29 protein-coding genes are annotated in these 26,090 nt (G+C 59.8%); 13 read left to right on the forward strand and 16 right to left on the reverse strand.

Going from position 1 to position 26,090, the window contains the following annotated elements:
* Positions 1–11 precede the first annotated feature (11 nt).
* The 4 genes from atpC (at position 12) to H5P28_RS14755 (ending at position 2,672) form a co-directional block, all read left to right on the forward strand.
* The gene (atpC, locus tag H5P28_RS14740; protein ID WP_185676473.1) at positions 12–425 is read left to right on the forward strand and encodes an ATP synthase F1 subunit epsilon; all 414 of its coding nucleotides are present in this window, start codon (positions 12–14) and stop codon (positions 423–425) included.
* Positions 426–781: 356 nt separating this feature from the next.
* Positions 782–1,351 carry a hypothetical protein gene (locus H5P28_RS14745; RefSeq protein ID WP_221773438.1) on the forward strand — a complete coding sequence of 190 codons (570 nt, stop codon included), beginning with the start codon at positions 782–784 and terminating at the stop codon, positions 1,349–1,351.
* A gap of 13 nt (positions 1,352–1,364) precedes the next feature.
* Complete coding sequence (gene gmk / locus H5P28_RS14750) at positions 1,365–1,973, forward strand: guanylate kinase (protein ID WP_185676474.1); 609 nt, start codon at positions 1,365–1,367, stop codon at positions 1,971–1,973.
* 84 nt (positions 1,974–2,057) lie between these two features.
* Positions 2,058–2,672 (forward strand): hypothetical protein, encoded by a 615-nt coding sequence (locus H5P28_RS14755; protein ID WP_185676475.1) that lies wholly within the window; start codon positions 2,058–2,060, stop codon positions 2,670–2,672.
* Between the two features lie 110 nt (positions 2,673–2,782).
* Here H5P28_RS14755 and scpB read toward each other — a convergent pair whose 3' ends face one another.
* The 4 genes from scpB to gnd form a co-directional block, all read right to left on the reverse strand.
* Positions 2,783–3,562 (reverse strand): methylmalonyl-CoA decarboxylase, encoded by a 780-nt coding sequence (scpB, locus tag H5P28_RS14760; protein WP_185676476.1) that lies wholly within the window; start codon positions 3,560–3,562, stop codon positions 2,783–2,785.
* Positions 3,563–3,897: 335 nt separating this feature from the next.
* Positions 3,898–5,400: an NADP-dependent phosphogluconate dehydrogenase gene (gndA, locus tag H5P28_RS14765; RefSeq protein WP_185676477.1), complete on the reverse strand. Its 1,503-nt coding sequence runs from the start codon at positions 5,398–5,400 to the stop codon at positions 3,898–3,900.
* A gap of 137 nt (positions 5,401–5,537) precedes the next feature.
* Entirely contained in the window at positions 5,538–6,050 is a 513-nt protein-coding gene (locus H5P28_RS14770; RefSeq protein WP_185676478.1) for a hypothetical protein, read from the reverse strand.
* A 146-nt stretch (positions 6,051–6,196) separates the two neighbouring features.
* Positions 6,197–7,222: a phosphogluconate dehydrogenase (NAD(+)-dependent, decarboxylating) gene (gnd, locus tag H5P28_RS14775; protein ID WP_185676479.1), complete on the reverse strand. Its 1,026-nt coding sequence runs from the start codon at positions 7,220–7,222 to the stop codon at positions 6,197–6,199.
* A 322-nt stretch (positions 7,223–7,544) separates the two neighbouring features.
* Between gnd and H5P28_RS14780 the strand changes: the two genes are divergently transcribed.
* Positions 7,545–8,195 (forward strand): GOLPH3/VPS74 family protein, encoded by a 651-nt coding sequence (locus tag H5P28_RS14780; protein ID WP_185676480.1) that lies wholly within the window; start codon positions 7,545–7,547, stop codon positions 8,193–8,195.
* A gap of 58 nt (positions 8,196–8,253) precedes the next feature.
* Here the strand turns inward: H5P28_RS14780 and H5P28_RS14785 are convergent, their stop codons facing one another.
* The 4 genes from H5P28_RS14785 to dnaN form a co-directional block, all read right to left on the reverse strand.
* Positions 8,254–8,556, reverse strand: a complete 303-nt coding sequence (locus tag H5P28_RS14785; protein ID WP_185676481.1) for a hypothetical protein — start codon at positions 8,554–8,556, stop codon at positions 8,254–8,256.
* On the reverse strand, positions 8,549–8,917 hold the full coding sequence (locus tag H5P28_RS14790) for a cupin domain-containing protein (RefSeq protein ID WP_185676482.1): 369 nt from the start codon (positions 8,915–8,917) through the stop codon (positions 8,549–8,551). The genes H5P28_RS14785 and H5P28_RS14790 overlap by 8 nt, the downstream gene beginning before the upstream one ends.
* Positions 8,918–8,990: 73 nt before the next feature.
* The gene (locus tag H5P28_RS14795; protein ID WP_185676483.1) at positions 8,991–9,887 is read right to left on the reverse strand and encodes a hypothetical protein; all 897 of its coding nucleotides are present in this window, start codon (positions 9,885–9,887) and stop codon (positions 8,991–8,993) included.
* Positions 9,888–9,951: 64 nt separating this feature from the next.
* Complete coding sequence (gene dnaN, locus H5P28_RS14800) at positions 9,952–11,091, reverse strand: DNA polymerase III subunit beta (RefSeq protein WP_185676484.1); 1,140 nt, start codon at positions 11,089–11,091, stop codon at positions 9,952–9,954.
* A 369-nt stretch (positions 11,092–11,460) separates the two neighbouring features.
* Here dnaN and H5P28_RS14805 point away from each other — a divergent pair, with 369 nt between their 5' ends.
* On the forward strand, positions 11,461–12,918 hold the full coding sequence (locus H5P28_RS14805; protein WP_185676485.1) for a hypothetical protein: 1,458 nt from the start codon (positions 11,461–11,463) through the stop codon (positions 12,916–12,918).
* A 132-nt stretch (positions 12,919–13,050) separates the two neighbouring features.
* Here H5P28_RS14805 and H5P28_RS14810 read toward each other — a convergent pair whose 3' ends face one another.
* A complete protein-coding gene (locus tag H5P28_RS14810) occupies positions 13,051–14,337 on the reverse strand; it encodes a competence/damage-inducible protein A (RefSeq protein WP_185676486.1) in 1,287 nt (428 codons plus the stop codon).
* A 231-nt stretch (positions 14,338–14,568) separates the two neighbouring features.
* Here H5P28_RS14810 and H5P28_RS14815 point away from each other — a divergent pair, with 231 nt between their 5' ends.
* Entirely contained in the window at positions 14,569–16,101 is a 1,533-nt protein-coding gene (locus tag H5P28_RS14815; protein WP_185676487.1) for a helix-hairpin-helix domain-containing protein, read from the forward strand.
* A gap of 21 nt (positions 16,102–16,122) precedes the next feature.
* Here H5P28_RS14815 and H5P28_RS14820 read toward each other — a convergent pair whose 3' ends face one another.
* Positions 16,123–16,851 (reverse strand): hypothetical protein, encoded by a 729-nt coding sequence (locus H5P28_RS14820; RefSeq protein ID WP_185676488.1) that lies wholly within the window; start codon positions 16,849–16,851, stop codon positions 16,123–16,125.
* A 414-nt stretch (positions 16,852–17,265) separates the two neighbouring features.
* On the opposite strand from H5P28_RS14820, the gene H5P28_RS14825 reads away from it, so the two are divergent.
* Positions 17,266–17,457, forward strand: a complete 192-nt coding sequence (locus H5P28_RS14825; RefSeq protein ID WP_185676489.1) for a hypothetical protein — start codon at positions 17,266–17,268, stop codon at positions 17,455–17,457.
* Positions 17,458–17,626: 169 nt separating this feature from the next.
* Positions 17,627–18,133, forward strand: coding sequence for a peroxiredoxin (locus H5P28_RS14830; RefSeq protein ID WP_185676490.1), 507 nt, complete (start codon positions 17,627–17,629; stop codon positions 18,131–18,133).
* A 126-nt stretch (positions 18,134–18,259) separates the two neighbouring features.
* Here H5P28_RS14830 and H5P28_RS14835 read toward each other — a convergent pair whose 3' ends face one another.
* From H5P28_RS14835 to H5P28_RS14845, 3 genes are all read right to left on the reverse strand, one after another.
* Positions 18,260–18,538, reverse strand: coding sequence for a hypothetical protein (locus H5P28_RS14835; protein ID WP_185676491.1), 279 nt, complete (start codon positions 18,536–18,538; stop codon positions 18,260–18,262).
* Positions 18,539–18,709: 171 nt separating this feature from the next.
* On the reverse strand, positions 18,710–18,961 hold the full coding sequence (locus H5P28_RS14840; protein ID WP_185676492.1) for a hypothetical protein: 252 nt from the start codon (positions 18,959–18,961) through the stop codon (positions 18,710–18,712).
* 569 nt (positions 18,962–19,530) lie between these two features.
* Positions 19,531–20,526 (reverse strand): DnaJ C-terminal domain-containing protein, encoded by a 996-nt coding sequence (locus H5P28_RS14845; protein ID WP_185676493.1) that lies wholly within the window; start codon positions 20,524–20,526, stop codon positions 19,531–19,533.
* 287 nt (positions 20,527–20,813) lie between these two features.
* On the opposite strand from H5P28_RS14845, the gene holA reads away from it, so the two are divergent.
* Positions 20,814–21,908, forward strand: a complete 1,095-nt coding sequence (holA, locus tag H5P28_RS14850) for a DNA polymerase III subunit delta (RefSeq protein ID WP_185676494.1) — start codon at positions 20,814–20,816, stop codon at positions 21,906–21,908.
* 80 nt (positions 21,909–21,988) lie between these two features.
* Here the strand turns inward: holA and H5P28_RS14855 are convergent, their stop codons facing one another.
* From H5P28_RS14855 to H5P28_RS14865, 3 genes are all read right to left on the reverse strand, one after another.
* Positions 21,989–22,594 carry a hypothetical protein gene (locus H5P28_RS14855; RefSeq protein ID WP_185676495.1) on the reverse strand — a complete coding sequence of 202 codons (606 nt, stop codon included), beginning with the start codon at positions 22,592–22,594 and terminating at the stop codon, positions 21,989–21,991.
* Positions 22,595–22,767: 173 nt separating this feature from the next.
* On the reverse strand, positions 22,768–23,052 hold the full coding sequence (locus H5P28_RS14860) for a hypothetical protein (RefSeq protein WP_185676496.1): 285 nt from the start codon (positions 23,050–23,052) through the stop codon (positions 22,768–22,770).
* Positions 23,053–23,063: 11 nt separating this feature from the next.
* Positions 23,064–23,609, reverse strand: coding sequence for an SET domain-containing protein (locus tag H5P28_RS14865; protein WP_185676497.1), 546 nt, complete (start codon positions 23,607–23,609; stop codon positions 23,064–23,066).
* A gap of 383 nt (positions 23,610–23,992) precedes the next feature.
* Between H5P28_RS14865 and H5P28_RS14870 the strand changes: the two genes are divergently transcribed.
* The 3 genes from H5P28_RS14870 to H5P28_RS14880 all read left to right on the forward strand — a co-directional run bounded on the left by H5P28_RS14870 (position 23,993) and on the right by H5P28_RS14880 (position 25,896).
* Positions 23,993–24,436 (forward strand): DUF4019 domain-containing protein, encoded by a 444-nt coding sequence (locus tag H5P28_RS14870; protein WP_185676498.1) that lies wholly within the window; start codon positions 23,993–23,995, stop codon positions 24,434–24,436.
* Positions 24,437–24,508: 72 nt separating this feature from the next.
* Positions 24,509–24,913, forward strand: a complete 405-nt coding sequence (locus H5P28_RS14875) for a DUF6941 family protein (RefSeq protein ID WP_185676499.1) — start codon at positions 24,509–24,511, stop codon at positions 24,911–24,913.
* Entirely contained in the window at positions 24,910–25,896 is a 987-nt protein-coding gene (locus H5P28_RS14880) for an adenosine kinase (protein ID WP_185676500.1), read from the forward strand. The genes H5P28_RS14875 and H5P28_RS14880 overlap by 4 nt, the downstream gene beginning before the upstream one ends.
* Positions 25,897–26,090: the final 194 nt, after the last annotated feature.

The raw sequence follows: 26,090 nt of genomic DNA on the forward strand, positions 1-26,090 counted from the left end.
CCCTTCCTCCCATGCCGCTGACACTTGAAATCGTCACCCCCGAGGGCAAAGCCTTCACCGGCCAGGTTGACGACGTGGTCCTGCCCACCGCCAACGGCGACGTGGACATCCTCCCCGGTCACCAGCCGCTGCTGACCATCGTCGAGCCTGGCGAAGTCCAGGCCACGATGGCCGGCGGGCGCGAATACCTCGCCGTGGACAAGGGCTTCGCCCGCGTCCAGAACGACGTGGTATCCGTGCTGTGCGAAGGGGCGATCAACATTCAGGAGATCGACCTGAACTTCGTCGAGGATGCCCGCCAGAAGGCTGAAGCCGCGCTGGAAAAGGCCCGTAAGGAAGGCCACGACCCGGCCCAGATCGAAAAGCTCGAGTCCGTCGCCCGCTTCGCCATGACCCAGCAACTGGTCAAGCGCAAGAAACATTGATCTCCACGACCTTTACACCAACAAAAGCACAGGCTTACCGACCTGTGCTTTTTTATTGGGCTGCCATCAGCTAAAGGCAATTTTAAGGCACGGCCTAGTGTCGTGTTAGCTAAGTTCTTAACAAATGTTAATGGCCACAAAAAGGCACAAGAAGCACAAAAAACTTCGTGGATACAGAGGTCGCTCTGCGTCTTTGCGCCTCTGCGGTGAAAATATTTTTATCAGGAACTAAGCTAACGGGACACTAGGATAGCCAACATGCAGCCTTTATTTGAACAGAACAAACCAAGTCAGGGTCTGCTCACTCCGGGTTGCGGAAAGCTCCTGACAGAAGGATTGACTTTAGGCTTTCCGCCATGCCCGCAGTCGGGCAAGCTGAGCGCTTCATGTCCCTGTTTCTGGCAACATTCCTGACTGGCATCGTCCTGCTTGCGCTCGGCGGCTGGTTCTTGTGGAACGGTCCGCGGGTCCGCCCGGCCACTTTCGGCTGGATGCGTTCCACCCCGGCGGCCGTGGTGCTTTTCGGCGGGGCTGCGGTGTGGTTCCTCTGGCACATCGCCCACCTGGGCAAGGCCGACTTCGGCGACTACAAGCAGCTCCTGCTTCTGGTCTTCGGTGTCACCGCGCTGGGTTCGTTTTTCTTTGTCCGGGACTTCCTGGCCGTGCGCGGCCTGGCCGTGCTCATGCTCCTGAGCGCCCGCCCGCTGCTGGATGCCGCCTATATGCAGTTCGACCACCCGCAGCGCCTGCTCATGGTGATCGCGGTTTACATCGGCATCGTCATCGCCCTGATTATCGGGGCCGCGCCCTACCGCCTGCGCAACTTCTTTACCTGGCTGTTCGCGAAAAATGCCCGCGTCCGTGCCTTGGGCCTCGTGCTGGTGGTCTATGGGGCGGCGGTGTTCATCACTTCCTTTACCTACTGAAGCCTGCCCGCGCATGAGCACACCTGATCCCGCCCCGGGCAAGCTGATCGTCATCGCCGGTCCCGCCGGCAGCGGCAAGACCACCCTGTGCGAGCGCATGCTGGCCGAACAGCCCGACGTGCGCCGCGTCATCACCTGCACAACCCGCGCCCCGCGCGAGGGCGAAGTCGATGGCCGCGATTACTATTTCCTGAGTCCGGAAGAGTTCGAACGCCGGATCGAGGCCGGGGACTTTTACGAATACGCCCGTGTGCATGGCCGCTACTACGGTACCCTCAAGTCAGAGATCGACCGCCACCTGAGCGCCGGTCGCAACGTCCTGCTCAACATCGACGTACAGGGCGCGGCCTCCTTCCGCCAGGCCGAACGGGAAAACCCCTCCCTGGCCGGCCGGCTGGTCACGGTTTTCATCACCATCACTCCCGGCCAGATGCGAGAGCGCATGCTGGGCCGGGGCGACAACGACGAGGCGGAAATCGCCCGCCGCCTCAAGAGCGCCGAGGACGAACTGGCCCGCGCCGGGGAATTCGATCACGTCATCGCCAGTACGGACCGGGAAAGCGACTATCAACGTCTGCTTATGCTCTACAGGCACTTAACAAGCCCCCTAACTGGTCGATAAATCGTCTCGACTTCATTAGGGGCTGGTTATTATGTACTAAAGACAACTCTCCACATCCTCTATTACTCAAAACGACTACGCGTTATGAAAAACCTGAGCAAACTGATCTCCACCACCACTCTTCTGCTTGGCGCCAGCGCCGCTTTTGCCATGCAGAGCGCTCCCACTTCCGAGGAAGCTGCGGCTCCCAGCTCGACTGAGTACGCCGAAACGCTGACCAAGACGGCCAAGTCTGTCGCCACGGAAAACACCCTCAGCGCCATTGACTCGCTGAAAAGCTCCTTCTCGGGCAACAAGGAAGCCAGCAGCCTGCTGAGCTCAGCCATCAACAGCTTCAAGGGCGGCGACACGCTCAAGTCGCTCGACACCCTGAACCAACTCAGCGAACTCGACCTGACCGACAAGCAGTCGCAACTCGTCGAAGAAGTCAAAGGCACCGTGTCGGCCTACAGCCTGAACCAGAATTTCGACACCTCCGACCCGAACCTGAGTGGCCCGGTCAACAACGCCATCGCCGCCATCAAGACCGGTGACAAGACTGCCGCCGCCAAGAGCCTCGGAGAAATCTACGAAATGGGCTCCCTCACCGACAAGCAGAAGGAAGTCCTCACCAGCGTCGCTTCTGACTACGCCGGCGTGGACCTGGGCAAGATCGGTGATGCCGTCAACGCGGCCAAGTCCGTCAAGGACATGTTCTAACCGGGAACCCCCGTTCCTTTCATCAAAAAAACGCCCGGTCAAAAGCCGGGCGTTTTTTTTGCGGGTAGCACCCGCTGGCAGTGCGTGGATCACCCCTCTTTACGCTGTCCTCAGCGACCGGTGAAAACGGGCGGGCGCTTTTCCTTGAAGGACAGGACGCCCTCCTTGTAGTCGTCGCTGTCGTACACGCGGCGGCGCAGTCCCTGAATCTCCTCAAAGGTTTCGGCGGGCAGAGGCGTGCCCTTGAGCAGGAGCCGGAACTGATGCTTGATCACGCGGATGGCCAGCGGGGCGTTGGCGGTGATGCTGTCGGCCAGTGCCAGCGTGAAGCCCTCCAGCTCGGGCGCGGGCACCACATGATTGACCATGCTCACGTTGTGCGCCTGCCGGGCCGAGATCGGCTTGGCGGTGAAGAACATCTCCTTGGCGATTTTGGGGCCGAGCACATTGATGAAATGAACCACACCGGAGGCATTGTAGGGCAGCCCGAGCTTGGCCGGGGTGATGGCAAAGGTCGCGTTTTCCGCGCACACGATCATGTCGCAGGAAATACACAGGTCGCAGGCCCCGCCCCAGACCGTGCCCTCCACCATGGCGATAACCGGGTAAGGGAAGTCCTGCACGCGGCGCAGGAGCACGCCGAGGCTGTCGTAGTAGTTGAGCGGGTCGCGGCGGCCTTCGGGCAGCTCCTTGATGTTGTGTCCGGCGCTCCAGACCTTTACGCCCGGTTCAGCCCGCAGGATAACGGCATAGACCGCCTGTTTCTCCAGTTCGTCAAACGCACCCACGAGCGCCTCCACCATTTCACCGCTGAGGCAGTTGCGTGCCTCCGGATTGCTGAAAGTGATGATGCCGGTTTTACCCTGAATTGCTGTCGTAACGAGTGCCATACCGGGATTTTCCCCCTTTACGTCAAGGCGAGCAAGGCCGCAGTTGCGCCCGCGAACGCTTTGCGCAGGGAGTTGGGGGAAAGGGATTTGCCCGCGAAGGGGCGCGACGCCGGGTCCTTCTGTGTCCGGTCCGCTCAGGATATGGGGAAAGTGATCAACAGTTTCACCCACAGACATAAAAAACCCCGGACGAAAACTGTCCGGGGTTTTGAAAAAACAGGATCGGTTGACCCAAAGCTGCACCCTTCCCGTCTCCGGGGCAGGGGCCTTTTGGCCCCGATGGGGCAGAGCCCCATCACGGTGCGTCAGCACCGAGGGTGCAGGGCATGCCCTGCCTAGGATTTGATCTGGGGGCGCTTGGGGTCGGGCCAGTCGATGTGGAAGAACTCGCCACGCGGCTTGTCGGTGCGCTCGTAGGTGTGCGCGCCGAAGAAGTCCCGCTGGGCCTGGAGAAGGTTCTGCGGGAGGTTGGCCGTGCGGTAGCCGTCGAAGTAGGCCAGGGCGCTGCTGAAGCAGGGGACCGAGACGCCGCAGGTGACGGCGGTCGCGACGACCTTGCGCCAGCTGGCTTCGAGCTTGCCCACGGTTTCCTTGAAATACGGGTCGAGCAGGAGGTTGGCCAGGTCGGACTGGGCCGCGAAGGCGTCGGTGATTTTTTGCAGGAAGCCGGCACGGATGATGCAACCGCCGCGCCAGATCTGGGCGATTTCGCCGTAGTTAAGCTTCCAGCCGAACTCGACGGCGGCGGAACGCATGAGCTGGAAGCCCTGCGCGTAGGAGCAGATCTTCGAGCAGTAGAGGGCGTCATGGATGGCCTGGATCAGCTCGCCCTTGTCGCCTTCGTACTTGGCGGTGGGGGCGGCAATGAGCTTGGAGGCGGCGACGCGCTCTTCCTTGATCGCGCTCAGGCAGCGGGCAAAGACGGCCTCGGCCACAGTCGGGGCGGGCACGCCCAGGTCAAGCGCGCTGATCGAGGTCCACTTGCCGGTGCCCTTCTGGCCGGCGGTGTCGAGGACGATGTCCACAAAGGCCTTGCCGGTTTCAGGGTCGTTCTGGGCGAGGACTTCGCCGGTGATTTCGATCAGGAAGGAGTCGAGGATGCCGGTGTTCCACTTCTTGAAGATGTCGGCCATCTCGGCAGCGGACAGGCCGAGGAGGTTGCGCATCAGGTCGTAGGCTTCGCAGATCATTTGCATGTCGCCGTACTCGATGCCGTTGTGGACCATCTTGACGTAGTGGCCCGCGCCGTTCTCGCCGATGTAGGCGGTGCAGGGCACGCCGCCTTCAACGGGCTTGCCGGGGGCGGCGCCTTCGAGCGGCTTGCCGGTCTTGGCGTCCACCTTGGCGGAGACGGCTTCCCAGATCGGCTTCAGGTATTCCCAGGCCTCGGGGGTGCCGCCGGGCATGAGCGACGGGCCGAAGCGCGCGCCTTCCTCACCGCCGGAGACGCCGGAGCCGATGAAGCGCAGGCCCTTCGAGGTCAGGTCCTTCTCGCGGCGGATGGTGTCGTGCCAGTAGGCGTTACCACCGTCGATGATGATGTCGCCCTCTTCCAGGAGCGGAACGAGCCCGTCGATGACGGCGTCCGTGCCGCGACCGGCCTGGACGAGGATGATGATCTTGCGCGGGCGCTTGAGGCTGGCGACGAAGTCCTTCAGCTCGGCACAGCCGACGAGGCCGCCGGGCGTGTCGGGATGGGCCGCCACAAACTCCTCCATCTTGGAGGTCGTCCGGTTATAGACGGAAATCTTATAGCCGTGGTCGGCGATGTTGAGGGCGAGGTTCTGGCCCATGACGGCGAGGCCGACGAGCCCGATATCGGAGACTGCTTCTGACATATCTTACACGTGTTGGGTTTGGGTCACGTTGAACAATGCTCGACCGCTGGTCAAGCAGCAATGGGGGCAGTTTTCCCGCTTGGCCAGATCTTGCAACGAAAAAGCGCCCAAGCCCCCGACGGACAACAGACGGGGGCCTATTTATAGACGACCACCCAGCGGTTGCCGACTTGAGCCAGGACCACGTCGATACGCTTGGAGCTGTTACTGGCCATTTGCATTGCGACATCCTTGTCGTTGATGAACGTTTGCGTGCCATCCGAAGTGGTGCGTACTTCGACTGGAGCGCGATAAACCTTGTCGAGAAACTCACGCTCTCGGCCCACGCTAACGTAGATATAATCAATAACGACTCCGCCTTCCTTAGGGATCATTTTGGAGCGGGTGCTATCGATTTTCTTTTGTGTAAAAATGAGCGCAGTATCCTCCTGCGGCCACGTTCCCCAATAAACGACAAAGCCCTCTTTACGCTCATCGGGACGGAGCTTCTCATCATCGCTTTTGCTGGCATTCCCGAAGTCGATCACGATCTTCTTGCCGACCTCCAGATGCTCGTCACGGATCCAGTTGCCGATGCCATAGGCGTGCTCTTTGGCATGGGCCAGGATGGGTAAGCAGCAGCAGATAAACAATAGAGATAAGCTTTTCATGGGCGGGGAAGGTTCTGGCATCTTAAGGATACAGCGTAAGACAACTCAAGCCCGGACCGCCGCGCTTCCGCCCCCGAACCACAAAAAAAACGCCCGGCCAGAACAGCCGGGCGTTGATAAAGAATCGGGCGTGATTTGCGCTGGCGTTACGCCATCGGGGTGATGCCGGTCTTCTCCAGGTGGCCACCGAACTGGTAGCGCATGGCGGAGCAGACCTTGTCGGCGAAGGCGTGTTCCTCGCGCGAGCGGAAACGCGAGTACAGGGCGCTGGTCAGCACGGAGGCGGGCGTGGCTGAGTCGATGGCGGCCTCGATGGTCCAGCGGCCTTCGCCAGAGTCGGAGACGCGACCAGCGAACTTTTCCAGCTTCGGGTCGCCGACAAAGGAGGCGGCGGTCAGGTCGAGCAGCCAGGAAGCGATGACAGAGCCGCGACGCCAGACTTCGGAGATTTCACCCAGGTCGAGGTCGTAGTCGAGGTCGCCATGCATGGAGGGCGCGGTTTCGGCGTCCACTTCCTGCGCACGGGTGTCGCAGTTGGCGTTTTTCAGGATGTCGAGGCCTTCGGCGTAGGCGGCCATGATGCCGTACTCGATGCCGTTGTGGACCATCTTGACGAAGTGCCCGGCCCCGGCCTTGCCGCAGTGCAGATAGCCCTTTTGCGCGGTGCCTTTGCCGTCGGGACGGCCCGGGGTCTTGTCGATGTCGCCTTCGCCGGGAGCGATGGTAGCAAAAATCGGGTCGAGGTGCTGGACGGGGCCGTCTTCGCCGCCGATCATGAGGCAGTAGCCGCGTTCCAGGCCCCAGACGCCGCCGGAAGTGCCGCAGTCGATGTAGTGGATGCCCTTCGGCTCCAGCTCTTTCGCCCGGCGGCGGTCGTCGCGGAAGTAGGAGTTACCGCCGTCGATGATGATGTCGCCCTTGTCCATGAGCTCGGCGAGCTGGCCGATTACCTTGTCGGTGATGGCGGCCGGGATCATAACCCAGGCAGCCTTGGGGGCTTCGAGTTTGGAGACAAATTCTTCGAGGGTGCTGGCACCGACGGCACCGTCGGCCACCAGTTCGGCGACGCTGTCCGGGTTCGTATCATAAACGACGCAGGTATGTCCCGCCTTCATCAGGCGACGCACCATGTTAGCACCCATACGGCCGAGGCCGACCATTCCTAATTGCATGACAGATCCTTGTGTTGGAATTAAAGTGAGATGAGGAGACGCTTATACACCTATCCGCGGACACCGGCACTGCCAACCCTTTTCCTCACCGCCCGCGTATTTAGAGTCATGATGGTTAAATGGTTGAATGGCCAATTGTTAACTGTTGGATGCGGAACGTAGCAAACAACAATTAACCATTTAATCATTTAGCCATTCGGCCTTTTTTGGGGCGGCTACGACTTTATTTGGACTGCTCTAGATCTGTTATACGATAAACCCGGCGTGGCGGGCCTGGAGTATTCCCTTGCCGCCCGTAACCGGAGGCATCATAAGGTGTTGCATGCTCCGATTCGCTGAAGAAATTGTCCTGCTGGCCCTGAACGACGAAACCGGAAAAATCAGCCGCAATGTGCCCGAGCAATCGCTCGAATGCGCCATCGCCGGTGCGCTGCTGATGGAACTGGATTTCATGAAGCGGATCGAAGCGGACCCTCAGAACATCGTGCTGGCCAAGTCCGACCCGACCGGCGACCCGCTGCTGGACGAGACCGTTTCGCTCCTGGGCAAAGTCGGCCAGGCCACCCCCATCGTCAAGGTGCTGGCACGCCTCATGGTGAAAGCGGACGAATTCGAGAGCCGCCTGCTGGCCTCGCTCATCCACAAGGGCATTCTCAAAGAACAGAACAAGTCCTTCCTGTGGATGAAGGGCGAGCGGACCTACCCGATGATCGACGGGCGCGAGGAGTCCGAGGTACGGACCCGCATCCGCATGATTATCCTGACCAACACGCTCCCGGATCCGCGCGATGTGGCCATCATCTCGCTCATGGAGGCCTGCCGGCTCTACCGCACCGTCTTTTTGAACGAGGAACTGGGCCAGTGCCGCAAGCGCATCGCCCAGATCGCGAAAATGGACTTCATCGGGCAAGGCATCGCCCGCCTGCTTCAGCTCACCGATTCCAAGTCTCTCGAAGAAATCGCAGCCAGTTGAACGATTGTCCGTTGGTTAATGCGTTATGACTGCCTGCGCGAAGGATGCGCTATTTTTGTCACTCAATGGAGACCTCAGATATGTGGTCTTCGTCTGAGTCCCTGACTGGTGATTTTTCCACCGCGGGAACAGCGACCACATCCATCTGGGAAAAATCTGGCGGCTCCAGCAGATGATCGAAGGCGTGACGATTATTTTCAAACGCCGGATAAGGATCAGCTCCTTGTACTATGGCAGCGGGCGCGGTATCTTCGGGAACGGTCCAGTCGCTCTGATCGGAACGACACCCCGCCAGCAGTAAACTGCATAATATCAGTACGGGAGGAAGTTTCAGAAGTCCTCCGGTCCGTTTTCTACTCATCGAGAAAAACGGTATCGGTGATATCCCAAGCCGGGGCGGCCACTATCAAGAATACCAAGGGTTCGTCGCCCACGGTCCAGATTTGGTGATGTTGACCGGGACGGATAAGGGCGGCATCGCCCGGCTCCAGCAGCATGACTTCCCCATCCAGTTCGATCCGCGCTCGTCCCTCCAGCAGATAGTAACTTTCTTCGGCCATCGGATGATAATGCGGACGCGAATGACTGCCGGGCTTAATCGTCACGCGCATCAGGCTGTGAAGCGTGCTACCGGAGGACTTTCGGCCAATCAGTTCGTAAATCTCCTCCCCCCTCATCCAGTGGATTGGCTCGCCTTTATCGCCTTTGTATACTCGATTCATCCCTTAATTCGTGCCCTTGAATTATATCCCGAACAGCGTTGAAAAATCAAGCCATCGTGCAGGATTAGGGATATTATCCATAAGACACGGTAATTCCCAGATAATTCAGCAGCCAGACTTCTTTCCAGAGGCGATAGCGACCTTCCTTGGTCAAGTGCCCAAACTCCTCCTGAAGGTCTGTCGGCATGAGAAAACCGAGCTGCCGGTTCAGGCGTTCCAGCGACTGTTGCTCGCGATTAAGTTCTACTACCGGCTCCTCGTCCTGATCCCAGGGCTGGACCTCCACGCCGTTCAGTCTCAGCTCGTGCAGGCGACGACGATGGAAACGAAGAAGCGGCTGGAGGCGGCGCAAAAGCGGCTTGCGACGGATCTCCCAGTCCTCGGGATAGTAGCCTCCGAAGGGGAGAAACACGTTGTCGCTGATGATGCGGCGCCCGTCCGTGGTGTTAGTCGAAAGAATGTAGGCGACATTGACCGCCCCCGCCCGCTGCGGAAAAAACAGGATCTGGCAACGGGTTTCACCATTGCCCTCCTGATAGATGGTCGAGCGGATGGAGAGTGATTGGTCAAACTCCGCCTTGACCGCCTGGAGCTTTTTAAAACCTTGTCCGCGCAGCCAGTCACGCATGGCGATGAGCTTGCGCTGGGCCGGCCACTCGTCACCATCGCGGTTGGGCCCGAATTTCGGGAAAAGGGGGATCGGACTCCGGCTGATCGCTGCGATAACGAGCCAGTTGTACATCGTCTCGATCAGGAACCAGGCGATAAACGCCACCAGCGCCAGCATCCAGAAGGGGCGGTCACTCCAGCCAAACTCGTGCGCAAACACAGCCATCCCGACCGCGAAAAGCAGCCAGCGCAGCCAACGGTTGAGAATGCCGATCACGGGCAGACGCCAATTCAGGTTCCCGAAGCTGACCAACAGGGACACCAGCAGCAATCCGATCACGATCTGAACGGCTAATGACATGCTAATATAGTCAGGGACGCACGCGGTAATGTTCCCGTATGCCCGCGACGGGGCGAATACCGGCCTAGCTCAGGCGCAGCGGCATGATCACGCACAGGAAGTCCTCCAACGTCTTGAAAACGCCGGGGCTCAGCTCGTCCTTGAACTCGAAGTAGATCTCGTCGGCATTGAGGGCCTTGAGCGGGTCGAGCAGGAAATGCGGGTTAAAGGCGACCTGGACTTCTTTGCCTTCGTAGGCGATGGCCATGCGCTCGCGCGACTCACCGACTTCGGGGGACGAACCGCTGATTTCGAGCAGATTGTTGCCCAGCTTCAGCTTGACCGAGTTGTTCTTGTCGCTGGTGACGAGGGCAGCGCGTTGCACGCACTCGGCCATCAGCTCACGCTCGATCTTGATCCGGCTTTCGGTCTCCTTCGGGATGACCTGGCGGTAGTTCGGGTAATTGCCCTCGACGATCTTGGAAACGAGGTAAATCGAATCCACCAGCCCGGACGAGTCCGCCGAATCGGCGGCCATGCGGATTTCGAAGGCAACCTGGCGGTCGGTAAAGGTGATTTTCAGCTCCTGACCCTGGCCGAGCAGGCGCTCCAGCTCAGTCACAGTCTTGGCCGGGAGGATGAAGCTGCCCGCGTTGTCCTCGGTCACTTCGAGTTCCTTGCCGGTGAGGGCCAGGCGGCGGCCATCGGTGGCCACGAGGGTCAGCTTCTGGTCACCGAAAACGAAGTACACGCCGTTGAGGATGTAGCGGTTTTCGTCGGAGCTCATGGCGTAGGAAACGCTCTTGAGCATGCCGAGGATCTCGCCCTGCTGCATGTTGTAAACGTGTTGGTCGGCGAAAGAGGGCAGAGGCGGGAACTCCTCTTGGGCGATGCCCATGATGCGGAATTCCGAACCGCCGGAGGAGCAGGTGATCTTGGCCTGATTGCCGGAGGAAGCGTCGAGCTCGACGCCGGTGTCGGGCAGGGCACGGACGATGGTGGCGAGCTTGCGCACCGGCAGAGTGATCCCACCGGGCTGCTCGATCTCGGCCTTGATCTTACAGCGGATGCCAAGGTCAAGGTTCGTCGTGGTCAGCGAGAGCGTATCGCCCTCGGCCTGGATGAGCACATTGCTCAGAATCGGCATCGTAGCACGGGTGCCAACAACGTTGAGCACCTGTTGGAGTCCGTTCACGAAGTGGTCCCGGTGAATCTTAAACTTCATGTGACAGCGAGAGTGTGGAGTTTTGGTTTTGCTGACAACCTTGTAATATTAATGTATTAGATTTTTAAAAAGGGTATTACTCTTAATAAGGGCTGTCGGCGAGTGGAATAACCGGGTAAAGCCCATGCTATCCAGTCGCTTACCGAATAATTTGGCGGTGGATAACTCCGGGCGCAAGCCTCAATAACCCGGAATAAGATGCCCCCTTTTTTTACCGACAAAGTTATTCGCAACTTACTGGGGGCCTTATCCGTGGTTTGTTCGGGGCCGGGAAGCCCGGTTTTCCGCAAGCTGGGCAGCGGGCGGTTTGGCTCGCCTTGGAACCGGGTGGGTTGCAGGCTATAGAAACGTTTTTTGCCCCAATCCGCCATGACAAAATCCTCCCCCTCCAAATGGTCGCCCTGGGTCCTGCTCGTCTCAGTCGCCGTCCTCCTGCTTATGCTCCTGAGCAGTTTCTACCTCTGGCAACTGTTTAGCTCGCCAAGACTGGTCGAGGAGGCGCGGGAACGGCTGCGGGCAGAGGGGGCGCCGATGACTTTTAGAGAATTGGCGGTTGGCCCGCCCGTCCCTGACGAGGAAAACGCCGCGCTCGTGCTGATTGCGCTGGAGTCGTATTTTACCCGTACGGCTCTGGAGGAGTTTATCGATACTTTTTCGGATTGGGATTACGAGAACGAGAACCACCCCGGTATGCTCGCTCCCTGGACGGAACTTTCTGAGGAGGAGCGACAGCAGTTGACCCAACTGCTCGACAGCAAAGATGTCCGCCACATTCTGGCCGAGGTGCATCGGGCGTTGGCGCTGCCGGGGATGGACCGTCAGGTTGACCCCGAAAACTACGAGTTGAATCTCGGACCGATGTATTTCCAACGAGTGGTTTCGCTCTATCTATTAAAAGCCAATCAATCCCTGTTTCTGGCCGGGAAAGCCGATTCTGCTGAAGCCAGGGAGGCGCTGGTCAAACAGGGATATTCGTCTTTGCTTGAAGCGCTGGAACTGACTGACCGCGTGACGGAGGATTCCAGTTTTGTGACTTTTATCGATGCGCTGTCAAAAGTTGGATTTGGCCGGATGACACTCGAAGCCGTGCAGAATGCAGACCGTGGATTTCCGCTGCCTCGTGTCCTGTTTCCAAGGTTTGTTGCTCTGTTAACCGATTCTGAGATTAATAGCCTCTGGACGAGGATCCTGGATCAAGAGAGGTTTTTTATGGAAAAGGCCATTGATATATGTTCAGTACAGGAGAGGGTGGAACTTGCGGTCTCTTACCCTTTTGATTCCGATGCTCCGTGGGCGGAGTATGTGGAAAAAGCCTATGTTTATTGGGCACTCCCAAGTTTCTATCGATACTACGCGGCTTGGTATGATAGCCTCAGAGAATTGAGAAAGGCTAATTTGATGGATCCTGCCTGGGCCGATGAAAGTCAAACCATCCTCTGTCAGTATTTCGATAAGACCGCGGAAGATTTTGGGAGTGAAGATCTTGATGGACTTTTTTCCACGTACATGAAGGTCGGTAACCATCTGCAGGCAGACTGGTCTTTGCGTCAAGTCGTGGCCTGCGGGCTGGCCATTAATGCCTATGCTGATGATCGGGGACAACTCCCGTCTTCGCTGGAGGCGCTGGTGCCGGACTACCTGCCCGAAGTGCCGGTGGATCCTTTGTCACCAAAGGGTGGCACTATCCGCTACGAACCGCTGGGTGACCATTTCCGGCTTTGGGCCGTGGGGCTCAACGGCATCGATGATAGTGGCCTGCACGCAGAGAACTGGCAGGAGGGCGACCTGGTGTTTCGTGGACGCCGGGCGGTTTTTGATGAATTGTAGAGATCCGCACATTCATAAATCCGCAGATTAAACAACGGGAAGAAACAATTAAAGCCACGGCGATTGCTTTTGCAAATATCAACCCTTGAGAAACTTACGAACCTACAAATCCACGAATTTTACGAATTCCCCCTATCCGCCGGTGGCGAGGGCCTGGAGGGCGTCTTCGACCTTGTACTTGTTGAGCTTGCGGCGCATGACATCGAGGGCGCGCATGACGGCACGGACTTTGACGGTGGAGCGTTCGCCGGGGTAAACCATCCGCACGCACCAGGTGCCGCAGGGGGCGTGGTAGCCGATGTAGATGGTGCCGACCGGGTTCTCAGCGGTGCCGCCGCTGGGTCCGGCAAAGCCGGTCACGGAGAGGGCGTAATCGGTGGAGAGGCGTTCGGCTGCGCCAGTGGCCATGGCCACGGCAGTTTCCGCGCTGACGGCTCCGTGCTGGGCAATGATGCACTCGGGCACGCCGAGCAGTTCCATTTTGGCATCATTGTTATAGCAGACAATGCCGCCGGAAAAGACCTTGGAAGCGCCGGGAATGTCGGTAAAGGCGTTCGACAGCAGGCCGCCGGTGCAGGATTCGGCCACGGCGAGGGTTTTTTCGTCCGCCCGCAGGTGGTCGAAGATGACCTTGGCGATGGAGTCGTCGCCATAGCAGACAAAGTCCGCTCCAAGCGTTTCGCGGCACTCCTTGGCGATGTGCTGGATGGCGCAGCGGGAGTAGTCGCCCTTGCCACGGCTGAGGCGCACATCGACCATGCCCTGATGGGCGCAGTAGGCGACGCCAAGCCCCTCATGTTTGTCGAAAATCGGCATCAGGAGGTTTTCCAGTGCGCTCTCGCCGATGCCCATGGTGCGAATTTGCAGGTAGGCTTCGTCCAACCGGCAGTGGCCCTCCGAGCAGAGTCGGGGGATGACCTGGTCCGAGAGCATGGGGATCATCTCGTTGGATGGGCCGGGGAGCATCGCCAGGCACTTATCGTTGATTTTCAACCAGATACCGGGGGCGGTTCCGTTCGGATTGGGAAGGATTTCGGCACCTTCGGGCAGGTAGCACTGCTTGAGATTGTTCGGGGTGACGGTGCGCCCCAGCCGCTCGAAACGTGCCCGAATGGCCTGCTCGATCTCGTCGGAGTAGATCAGCTTGCGGCCGAGAACTTCGGCCACGGCCTCGCGGGTGTTGTCGTCGCTGGTCGGGCCGAGCCCGCCGGTCGTGATGACGATGTCGGACTGCTCCCAGCTCTCCTTGAAAAAGCGTCGGATGTCCTCGGGCGCGTCGTTGAAGCAGACGTTGCGCTGGAGGTGCAGGCCGTGGCGGGCCAGCTCGCGTCCGATGTGGGCGAGGTGGGAGTTTTCGCGGATGCCGAGCAGGAGCTCGTCACCGAGATTGAGAAGTTCTACACGCGGATTTGACGGCATGGGTAAAGTCGGGTTCACTCAGGACTGAATGGTACCGTTCCGGAATAGTCCGTCCCGCCTGCCCTTCCGCTTTCTGGCCCGCAACCCATGTTCCCGCAGCCACAGTCGATCAACCGCTTAGGCTTGAAGCTTGAATTTCGGGCCCCAAACCGGTTTGCCTGCCTGAGCCGTTTCCGGACGAGGTGACCTGAGGCCTGAGTATTGATGTACTATTAACGCACGAGTGCAAAAATGCCAACCCCGCAAACAAAGAAAAAATTGAACGAGGCCGTCCGGCGGCTGCCGCACACGCCCGGCGTGTACCTGATGAAAGACCGGGTCGGCACGGTCCTATACGTGGGCAAGGCCAAGGACCTGAAAAAGCGGGTCAGCACGTACTTCCAGCCCTCGCGCAAGCGCCAGATCGCCCAGCCCAAAGTCACCGCCATGATTGATCTGGTGCACGAGGTCGAGACTATCGACGTGCGGACCGAAACGGAGGCGCTCCTGCTCGAAGGCCGTCTGATCAAGGAGTACAAGCCCAAGTACAACACCGACTTCACCGACAACAAGCAGTTCCTGCTCGTGCGGGTGGACATAGGGGCGGAGTTGCCGCGCTTCCGACTGGCCCGCAACCGCAAGGACGACGGTGCCCGCTACTTCGGGCCCTTTGTCCACGCCGCGCTTTTACGCAAGACACTGGCTCAGATGCGGATAAAGTACGGCATCCTCCTCGGGGACGCCCATCCAGTGCGCCTGCCCGATGGTCGCTGGCTGCGCTATGACGATGCCCGCTCGGAGATCTACCACGCCACCGAGCCGGTCACGCCGGAGCAGTACCGGGTCTTTGTGGACGAGGCTTGCGCCTTTTTAGAGGGCAAATCCCGCGAATGGCTGGCCCGTCTGCGCGAAAAAATGGCCGCCGCCGCCGAAGCCCGCGAATACGAAAAAGCCGCGGAACTGCGCGACCAGGTCAAGGCGATGGAGGCGACGCTGGAACCGGCCCGGCGCTTTACCCGGACGACGCTGCCACTGCCGAACGCGCCGCAGGAGGCGATGGTCTCACTGCAAAAGTCGCTCGCCCTGCCCACGCTCCCGCGCCACATGGAGTGCTTTGACATCTCGCACATTTCCGGCTCCTTCGTGGTCGCCTCGATGGCGTACTTCGCCGAAGGCCGTCCCGACCGCGCCCAGAACCGCCGTTACCAGATCAAGAGTTTCGTCGGCAACGACGATTTCCGCGCCATGGAGGAAGTCGTCGGCCGCCGCTACTTGCGCCTGAAAAACGAGGGCCGTCCGATGCCTGATCTCGTGGTGATCGACGGAGGGCAGGGGCAGGTTCATGCCGCGATGAAGGCTTTCCTCTTTCACGGGTTGGAGATGCCGCCGCTCATCGGCCTGGCGAAAAAGGAGGAGACAGTCATCTTTTCCGACGGGCGGGACCCGCTCAACCTGCCTCATCACGACACGGGCCTGCGGCTGCTCCAGCGGCTGCGTGACGAGGCCCACCGCCTGGCCAACGGCTACAACGCCCAACTGCGCTCCCGGCGCATCCGCGAGACCGTGCTGGACGAGTTCGAGGGGCTTGGCCCGGTCCGCCGCAAGGCCCTGCTGGAGCACTTCGGTTCGCTGGAGCGCCTGCGTAAGGCCGGGGTGGACGACCTGCAACAAGTCGAGGGCATCGGCCCGAAACTGGCCGTCGCACTGCACGCTTTTCTGCGCCGTGAGCCGTCCCCCGCGCCCACGCAAAAGGGGAACCTTTCGGCTCCCCTTCGTTTGCGGTAGAAACAGATGCTGGGTAAAAACTCAGGCGGCCTTGCGCTCGCTGCGCAGGCGACGCCAGGCCAGTGCGCCCATCCCGGCCACGGCCATCAGCCAGATGCCGTCGGAGGGTTCGGGGACGGCAGTCAGGCTGCCGCGGATATAGTCTGTGCCATTGCCGGCGAAGCGGATGATGAAGTGGTACGGAGTGTTGGTTGACTCATTCGGGAAGAAGCTTTCGCCCAAAACGGGAAAAGCGATATTGGCGTCCGGGTAGGTGGCATCGTTGCCGAGAACCATGTCAAAGGGGGCGACATCCTGAGTGAAGTTGAACTCGATGCTGGAAACCTCATATGCTCCGACATCCGGCGCAGTCACGGAATCTGGTGAGATACCGTGGTTAAAACTCATGGTCACCTGATCGTAGCCGGAGAAGGCGTCTGTGTTGCTATTGGTGACAACGATCTCGCCGCTGAGGTTGGTGTCGCTTTCGAACTGGGCGTCGTACCAGCCGTCAACGGTTACGGAACCGTTACTGATGGCATCGCGGTATTGACCGCCGCTTTGGTCATATTGGAGGCGGGCCGGGTTGTACACGGCTACGCTCGTATCGACATCCATGCTGATATTGAGCGAATCTCCGACAGAAAAGTAGCTTCCCAGGCTGCTGGAAACATAGTTTAGCGCGCCGGTGAAACGCCAGGTCTGGGTTTCCGCCAGGGCGGACCCGAAGCTGGCGACGAAAAACAGGACGGATGCAGTAGCTTTATTCATAGTGCCTATAAGTATGTTTGAGGCCCAGACCCTAGGAATGAAACTACTCCTGTCAACCTAGAAAGGCCCGGAATAATACTAATAATGACGGAAATCCCGAGTGTGTAAAAAATCTGTAAAGTTTTCCAGTAAAAGGCTTTAAGACCCATCGGTTTTTTGAGATTGTCGTCTGTCAGGCCGCGAAGGGGACGAGTCTTGACATCCCAGTACGACCGGGTGCGTGATGCACATGAAACTGGCTCTCCAAACCGTCTCTGGGGCGTTAAGTTGTCAGCGGCGGCCGACCGGGAGTTATCCTGACTACGGGTACAGGGTTAGGCGGAGGAAGCTACGGGATTCGGCGGCTGACGGCATAAGGATTATTTGTGTAAACTATGGATTGAGAAAAATATGCTTATGCCCTGATATGGGAGGATGATACGTGCCACACCCCGTCGTAAGCCCGACCTCTCCATGCTCAACAACGTGTCGTGCGAGACCCGGACCGCCATCCCGCCCCGCTCCGCCGAACCGGAGAGCGTCGGGGGCAAGGGCTTGCTGGCCGAGGCCGCACGGAGCCGCAACAGCCGGGAAGAAAACCTTTTTCGGCGACTTTTCAGGCGTTGATGTTACTGGCTAGCGTTGTCGGCCAACGGCTGCGGGCTGTTTTGCCCCGGGCCGACTCACTCCGTAATTTGAAGACATGCTCCAAAGAAAGATCGTTTGTCTTCGCGTCCGCAGAAAAGAACGTGGGAGCGCTTGCACACCGCCGGGAAGCAAATACACTACGTGAGTTATGAAAAATCCGCTTTTGATTCTGGCTGGTGTCCTTGGACTGAGCGTGGCGCAGGCCGAACCCCTCAAAGTGGGCGATCCGGCCCCGGTGGTGACGGCGGTTGACCAAAACGGTAACGAGGTCGATCTGGCCAAAATTTACGCCGACGGCACGACGCTGGTGTATTTTTACCCGAAAGCGGACACGCCCGGCTGCACTGCTCAGGCCTGTAGTCTCCGCGACGCTTACACCGAGTTGACTGATGCCGGGGTGACAGTCATCGGAGTGAGCATGGACTCGGTCGGCTCCCAGAAAGCTTTTGCCGAAAAGTACAAGCTGCCTTTTATCCTCATCGCCGACCCTGACGGTAAGCTTGCCGACGCCTTCGGCGTGCCGCACAAGCTCGGTTTTGCCTCGCGTCAGGCTTACCTGATCCGGGACGGCAAAATCGTCTGGCTGGATTACAAAGCCTCGACCAAGCAGCAGGCACAGGATGCCCTGGCAGCCCTCAAGGCGCTTGGAGAGTAAATTCGCGAAGGAGCGGAGCGGATCGCCCTCTCATTATCGGTTTACCGTCCCGACTGTCATTTTGGCAGTGTACCGGGAGACGAACGCTTGCTCCGGCCAACTCTTAAGCCGGAAACTGACACAACTTCATGCGGTGCGTCCGAAAAAATAGTAGTAGCTCAGTGCTGCCATGCAGAGGCTGAAGACCAGGGCGAATATCCCGATCAAACGGCTGTAGCGGATGATAGCCTGATGATCTCCCTCTTCCTCAGGCTGCTCCTGAGTCAGATTATAGACCAGGCGCTGGTAGCGCTCGACCAGGATGTCACCGTTGCTCAGCAGCAGGTGCGCCCCGATAATAGCTGGAATTAAAACCAAGGCAGGCAGAACCAGATAAGGTAAAAGTGTCAGAACCCGTGCGATCATGTGTGCTGAGTGTTAAGGAAAACACCCTGATTATGTAATTCCGAAGGCCTCTTGGAAGCCAATTCTGTACGGAGGTATCGCTAAATAGGGGCTTTTCCGGACCGGGGGGATTTGCAGGCCTTGCGGTCTGCCCGATTATGATGGGCACAGCGAACAAAGTGATTCAGCAGATCACGTGGTTACGTAATAAACGACGCCTGCGCTGAACACTAAAAGCAGGACGCCAACGGCTTTCAGGAGCCAGATAATGCGGGGCATGTTGCTGAAGTCTTCATCCTTCAGCGGCTGCATGGTGCGTGCTAATTGATAATTCTGGTACTTGACCGTGAGCTTATCGGAGTTGGCCAATACCAGATAGCAACCGAGCGAGGCGGGAACCCCGATCAGCACAGCAATGAAAATCCAAAACAATCCCTCAAGCATACCCTGTGAATCTATCGTTTAAAGCATACACTGAAATTCAACTCGACACTAAGTATCGGTTTAGGCAGAAATTTAAACTGTTTTTTTGAAAAATTAACCAGATTGTGTATTATTATCGCATTTTTACATTTGCTTGATACACCGAACAATTTTAAAAAAATAAAAAGAAAATATTGACTTGGCCCAAAATAATGGTTCTATTGGCAACATAAACTTTTACGACTTCTCCTACGGGAGATGGGGTAACAAGCAACGAGATAAAGTAGAAAACAAATGGCGGAGCGTTTAGGGGTAGGCGCTCCGCCTTCATTTTATCTGGATGCCTGGAGCGTCCGGAAAAACCAAACACGCTGAAACGCACCCTTTCTCGCCTGTTTAAAGCTCAAAAGCCATAGATGGCAGGCGGGTAAAGACAGCAACCGTACCGGGTAATACCGATTCTCCCCGGGCTTGAAGGTTGCCGCTGTTGCAAAGGAACGACGTTCCGTTTCAAAAGGTTTTTGCGAGAGCCCCAGCGGGTGTTTTTTGATAAAAATACCCGCTCGCATAAGGGCCCATAACCCTCAAATCTATTTGGAATCGGTATAAGCCTGGCGCAGTTGCTCCCAGCGTTCTTTCTGCGTATCGGTCTTGGCGGGCGGAACGCTGACCATGATGACGACGTAGAGGTCGCCCCGGGTGCCATCCGCTTTTTTCATCCCAAGCCCTTTCAGCCGCAGGCGACGGCCCGAAGGAGAACCAGCGGGAACGGTGACCGAGACGCGCTCCTTCAGCGTAGGGACGGTGAACTTGCGGCCAAGGGCGGCGTCCCAGGGCATGACTTCGAGTTCGTACTCCAGGTCGGCCCCCTCGACCTGGAAATCCGGGTGTCGCTCCAGCTTGACCGTGAGCAGGAGGTCGCCGGCGGGTCCGCCGTTACGGCCTGCCTGGCCTTTACCCGCGAGGCGGATCTGCTGGCCCTCGCGTACCCCGGCGGGGACACGCACGCGGAGGGTTTCCACCCGGGTGCCGCCGCTGGCCTCGGGGCGCTTGAGACTGATCTCGCGGGTCGAGCCGTTGTTGGCCTCTTCGAGGGAGACGAGCAGGTCGGCTGTGAGGTCCGCGCCCCGGCGCGCGCGCGGCACGCCCGTGCCGAAACCCTCGTAGCCGTCTCCACCGCCGAAATCCTGATACTCGAAGCCGCCTCCGCGGCCGCCCTGGGAGCCGAAAATGTGCTCGAAAAAGTCGCTGAAGCCCGTCCCGCCGAAGTGGAAATCGCGGCCGCCGCCCCCGCTGGTATTGAAGCGCACGCCGCCGGGACCGCCCCAGCTCGGAGGCGGGGTGAAGTTCGCTCCGGCCTGCCAGTTGCTACCGAGGGCGTCGTATTTCTCGCGCTTTTCCGGGTCGCTGAGAACTTCGTAGGCTTCGTTGATCTCCTTGAACTTGGCCTCGGCGCTCGCCTTGTCAGCGTCCTTGGCGTGGTCGGGGTGGTATTCCCGGGCCAGCTTGCGGAAAGCCTTCTTGATCTCATCCTGGCTGGCCTCGCGGCTCACGCCCAGTACTTCGTAGTAGTCTCGGTATCTCACTGACACTCGCCTACATTGAAACAATTTTCCTGCAGAATCAAGGGGGTAGAGAAGGCAGAAATCCGGAAAAATCAGAAATCTTCCTCCGACTTCATTTGGGACTGTCCATCAGCGTTTGATGGCGTGGCTAAGGGGGATGCTGCTCCAGCATTCCGGACACTTGAGACTCTATGCGGGGTCTGGGGCGAGTAGCCGGAGGGCAACTGACGCATCGCCTGCTTCCTGTCGGGCGGTAACCCGGAAATTGAAGTTGCGCCCGGCGGCCCGGCCTTGGCATAGTCGGACGCATGTATGGACCGGCTTTCACCTTCATTTGCGGAGACGACGATTTCCTCGTCGCCCAGGAGGGGCGGGCGCTTTTTGCCGAAAAAACCCGCGAGTTGGCCGACGATTTTTCCAAGGAAACGGTCGAGGCCGCCGCCCAGAACATGAGCGAGGTCGAGGAGGTGGTGAACCGCTTTCGCGACTCGGTGCAGACGCTCTCCATGTTCGGGGACAAGAAGGTGGTCTGGCTCAAGGACGTGAATTTCCTGGCCGATTCGGTCACGGGCCGCGCCGAGGGCACGAAAAAGCTGGTCGAAGACCTGCAAGCCGTGCTCGAAACCCTTGACCCGGCCGCGGTCGAGGTGATCGTGACCGCCTTTCCGGTGGACCGCCGCCGCAAGGAGTTCAAGTGGTTCCAGAAGGCCGCCGATTTCCGCGACCTTAAGGGGGCCAACGACGAGGATTCCCTCATCGGGCTGGCCCGCGCCGAGGCCGAGCAGCTTCAGGCGCAGATGGGCATGCGTGCCGCCGCCGCCCTCGTGGCCAAGGTCCAGGGCAACACCCGGCTGATTCTGGAGGAGACGCGCAAGCTCGCCACCTACGTCGGCTCCGGCGGCGAGATCGTGGAGGGGCTGGTGGCTGAACTGGTCCCGGCCTTCGGCGAAGGGGATTTTTTCGAGGCGGCGGAGGCGTTTTTCTCACTCAACCTGCGCTGGACCCTCGACGCGCTCCGGCGGCACTTTTTCACCAACTCCGAGGCCCGCCCGCTGATCGCCTCCATGCAGAACCGCAACCGGCTCATGATCCAACTGCGGGTGATGATGGACGGGGGCGAGCTGCGGCTGAGCCCGCGCGGCTTCGCCAAGCCCGAGTTCGACCGCGCCGCCCGCACCTATGCGAAGCACTTCGGCGGCTTCGACGACAAGTCCTCCTTCAACGTTTTTACGCAGAACCTCTGGTACCTGGGCAACAAAATCGCCCCCTCCGCCCGCGAGCTGACGCTCAAGCGCCTGATCGACTTCCAGCTTGAGTTCATGCACGCCTTCGAGGATCTCATCCGCCGTCCCACCGACCAGGAGGCCGTCATGCGCGACCTCGCCATCCGCTGCCTCTCCTAGCAAACGCGCGGCGTTTGATCCGATTGAGGGGCTGCGCCCCTACGGAGCCAGAAAGGCTCCTACCCCCGGTCGGGGAGATGTTACCAGAGGATCCAGGGGATATACTGGTTGCCGTCGAGGGTGAGCCAGTCCGAGCCTTCGGTGCCCAGCGTGCGCACAAGATCCAGGGGTACGCCCCGCCGGAGCACGGCGTTGACCACGAGGCGGCTGTCGCGGGTGCCGCCGTCGCGCAGGTCCACGAGCTGGATTTCGGCCTCCAGGCGCAGCAGGTTTCCGCCTTGGGAGGGCTGGGGAATGAGCTTGATCGCGGTCACGCTGAGCACGTAGTCCTCAAAGGTCGAAAGGCTGGTCTCGCAGCCGGGACCGATGAGGGTGGAGAGCCGGACGGGCTTGCCCGCGATGATCGCGTCGAAGCCGATGAGGATGTTCTCGGCGTTCTTGTAGCGGGAGAGCAGCGGGTCGCTCAGGATCGGGTTGGCCTGGAGGAGTTCGCGCAGCTTGGGGCGGACGTTTCTGAGGTCGAGCCGGTCAAGGTAAGGCCGGGGCGCGTTCTGGACAAGCTCCTCGATGATGGCGTCGTTCGCCGGGAATGTCTCGGGCGGCAGCGGGGTGTCGTCGGCCCGTAGCTGGCAGGCGGCGACGATAAACAAAAAGGTGGCAAGCGGGCGTAAACTCAGGCGGGGCATGGGCGGGCAGATGAAAAGTACGAAACGCCACTGTGGCCGTTCCGCCGCCGGGGGACGAACCTTTTTTGCAAGGCGGAGGGCAGTGTGAAGCCGGAGGCTTGGGGCAGCCTGTGAAGGAAAGGAACGAGAGGTTGGTCCTGCTGTATCCAAAAACGGATACGCGATGAGAAACCTTACCACAGAAACCAGAATATACGCTGGCTTTGGCTGGTGGTTTCGTTGCCGTCCTTGTCGGTGCTGGTGTGGGTGGAGGTCAGTCCACCAAAGGAGTGTGCTTGGTCGCGCTGGAGCGTGAACTCTGAACGGATCCCGCTTTGAGGCGTGACGGGCTCGCCGGTGGCCTCGATTACGAGAGGCGTGCCGTCGGGAGCTGTTGCGTGGATCGTGCGCTTGGAGCCGGGTTGGGGCGCACAAAAAAACCGGCGCGGAACGGGCCGCGCCGGTTTTGCACACAGCATAAGGGACTTGGTTAATTGGCTTGGAAACTGGGGGCGGGGATGACCACGTTTTTGACCAGAGCGCGCGGGAGCGTGCGGCGGCGCGGGCGCGGCTCGCTGACTTCGGGCGAGCAGGTCAGATCGCTCCACGGGCACGGGTCGTAGTGACCGTAGTTTTCCAGGATCTCCTCGCCTTCGAAGATATCGCGCAGGGCGACGGAGCACAGCGGGTCGCCGTCAGCTGGAGCGCCGGAGTTAGGCTCGTTGGAGTGGTTGACGTAGCGGGCGTTGTCGAGGCAGACGATGATGCTGTCCAGCCGGGCCGAGTAGTAGCCGTACACGCGGGCGGCGTTGAGGATGCCGTTGATGGTTTTGTTCGTGCGCGAGTCGGCCACCGTCTCCAGATGGGCGCGGCTGAGCAGGAGCACGTTGTCGAGGGTGGCCTTCCACCAGACGGACCCGGCGGGAATAAACGTCCGGGCGAAAAGGCCGCAACCGTGGATGGGGCTGGGCCGGACTTGCGCGTAGCGTTCGAGGACACTGGCGGCGGGTTTGAGAGAGAGTACGTTTCTAGGCATGATGGATCAGTGAGGGAATCGACTGGCCGATCACGCAATCCCGACGGAGTTGACTCCGTCCGCAGCCGATATTTTGCTCCACTGTCCCTGTCTCCACAACGGGTTTGACCACAGGAACAAAAACCGGGCGTTCAAGCCAAGAATTGAAGGTGGTTGTGTTGCGTTGAGTAAGGTTGCCGCGGGTCCGGTAACGGACCGCTCGCGACGGTTATATCGACGGAGAAAATATGTGTCCTTATTTAGACGAAATGTCGAGATTTCAATGCAGGTTTTCTGCAAATTTTCCGGCGGGGGTGCGGACCGGTTTCCGGGTCGGGGGAGGGCATTTCCCGCCGTCAGCAATACGCTCGACAGCGGGTGGGAGAGGGGGCAGGCTTTGGGGGATGAAGTCCGTCCTGCCGCCCGCTGCCGTGCGCCTGTGTGCCGCGCTCGTCCTCCTGCTCTCGCTGGCCGCTCCGGCCTGGGCGTTGCCGGACCGCGAGATCGCCGGGCGCGAGGCGGTTGACACCTGGCTGGCGCTGGTGGACGGCGGCAAGTACGCCGAGAGCTGGGAAGCGACCGCGCCGGTCTTCCGCACCGCGATCCCGAAGGAGCAGTGGGTCGAGCTGTTGGCAAAGGTGCGGACCCCGCTGGGCAAGGTCGAGAGCCGCAAGCTCAAGGCACTCTTTTACACCGACGCGCTGCCGGATGCTCCGCCGGGGGAATACGTCGTCGTGCAGTTCGAGACGAAGTTCGCCGGGCGCGAGGACACCGCGCTGGAGACCGTCACCCCGATGCTCAACGCCGAGGGGACGGCCTGGCAGGTCTGCGGTTACTATATCAAGTGACGTCTCGTTTCTTTTTAACCGGCGGGGATAATGCGTTGCGGTTCGGGGGCGGGACTGTCAGGGTCGCCCGCCATGCAATCGAAGCCTCAACTGCTGATTTTTGCCACTTGCGACGGCGTGCACGTCGAGCCGTCCACCGGCAAGCACTACCTGATGGGCATTTTCTCAAGCCTGCGGGCGCGGGACTTTCCGGTCGTGCATCCGCAGATGGTCTGGTTCATCAGCCTGACCGATGTCAGCGTGGGTGAGCATACGCTGAATCTCTCACTGGGCCTGCCCGGCATGCAGCCGCTCATGTCCGTGTCGCGACCCTTCGAATCGAAGAGCCCGCTGCACCGCATCCACATTATCAACCAGCTCCAGAATGTCCATTTCGACCAACCCGGTGACTACACGGCGGCGATTGAGGTTGACGACGAGCCCATCCTTGTGACGTCCTTTGGAGTCATTGCCCTTGGCAATCCCCCGACATTATGAGTGAAAAACAGTTTGAACTGATCGGCGTTGGCTCGCCGATTGTTGATAGTCTTGCCCAGGTCGAAGAGACCTTCGTCGCCTCCATCCCCGGAGAAAAGGGCGGTATGGAACTGGTGGACGCCACCACGATGGGCGAATTGATGGCCCAGGTCGAGTCTCCCATGACCGAAGCCCCCGGCGGCTCCGCCGGAAATACCGCCGTGGCTGTGGCCCGGCTGGGCCTGCCCACGACCTTCCTCGGCAAGATCGGCAACGACGCCGGCGGCGAGTTTTACAAGGACCGCTTCGTAGAACTCGGCGGCGATGGCTCGCGCTTCAAGGTGGGCGCGGTGCCCAATGGCCGCTGCCTGTCCCTCGTGACGCCCGACTCCGAGCGCACCATGCGCACGGACCTGGGCGCGGCCATGACCCTCTCCCCGGATGAGGTGAGCGTGGAGGACTTCCGCGGCTGTCGGCACGCCCACATCGAGGGCTACATCCTTTTTAACCGCGAACTGATGTTCAAGGTGCTCAACTCGGCCAAGGCCGCCGGGTGCACGGTCAGCATCGACCTGGCCTCCTTCGAGGTGGTCGGGGCGACCAAGGACATCCTGCCCGACATCCTGAGCGAGTACGTGGACGTGGTTTTTGCCAACGAAGGCGAGGCGGGCGCGTTGTTCGACTCGACCGACTACGAAAAGATGGTGGCCGAACTGGCCGGGATGTGCGAAGTCGCCGTGGTCAAGCTTGGCAAGGCCGGTTCGCTCATTCAGCAGGGTAAGACCCTGGAGAAAATCGCTCCGGTGCTGGTCAACCAGTCGGTCGATACGACTGGCGCGGGCGACCTGTGGGCGGCGGGCTTCCTTTACGGCTGGCTGCGCGGGCGTCCACTGGCGACCTGCGGCCACTACGGCTCGGTCATGGGCGCGGAAATCGTCCAGGTCATGGGTGCGGCTATCCCGCACGACCGCTGGCCCGGCGTTCGCAAGCTGCTCGAAGCCTGAGCCACGTGGCCTGAGCGAGCCTGGTGTACCCTTACCGAAGTTCTTGCATTAAATTTGGGGGTTCTGCGCCCCCAAACCCCGGTGCGTGACCGCACAGGACATTGAGGGGCGCTGCCCCTACGGAGCCCATAAAGGCCGCTACCCCTGATAGCTGGTCCAGCCGGACTCTGCGTCGGCGTTGACGGGGCAGGGGC

Origin of the sequence: Ruficoccus amylovorans, from assembly GCF_014230085.1 — a bacterium.
GTDB classification, from domain to species: domain Bacteria; phylum Verrucomicrobiota; class Verrucomicrobiia; order Opitutales; family Cerasicoccaceae; genus Ruficoccus; species Ruficoccus amylovorans.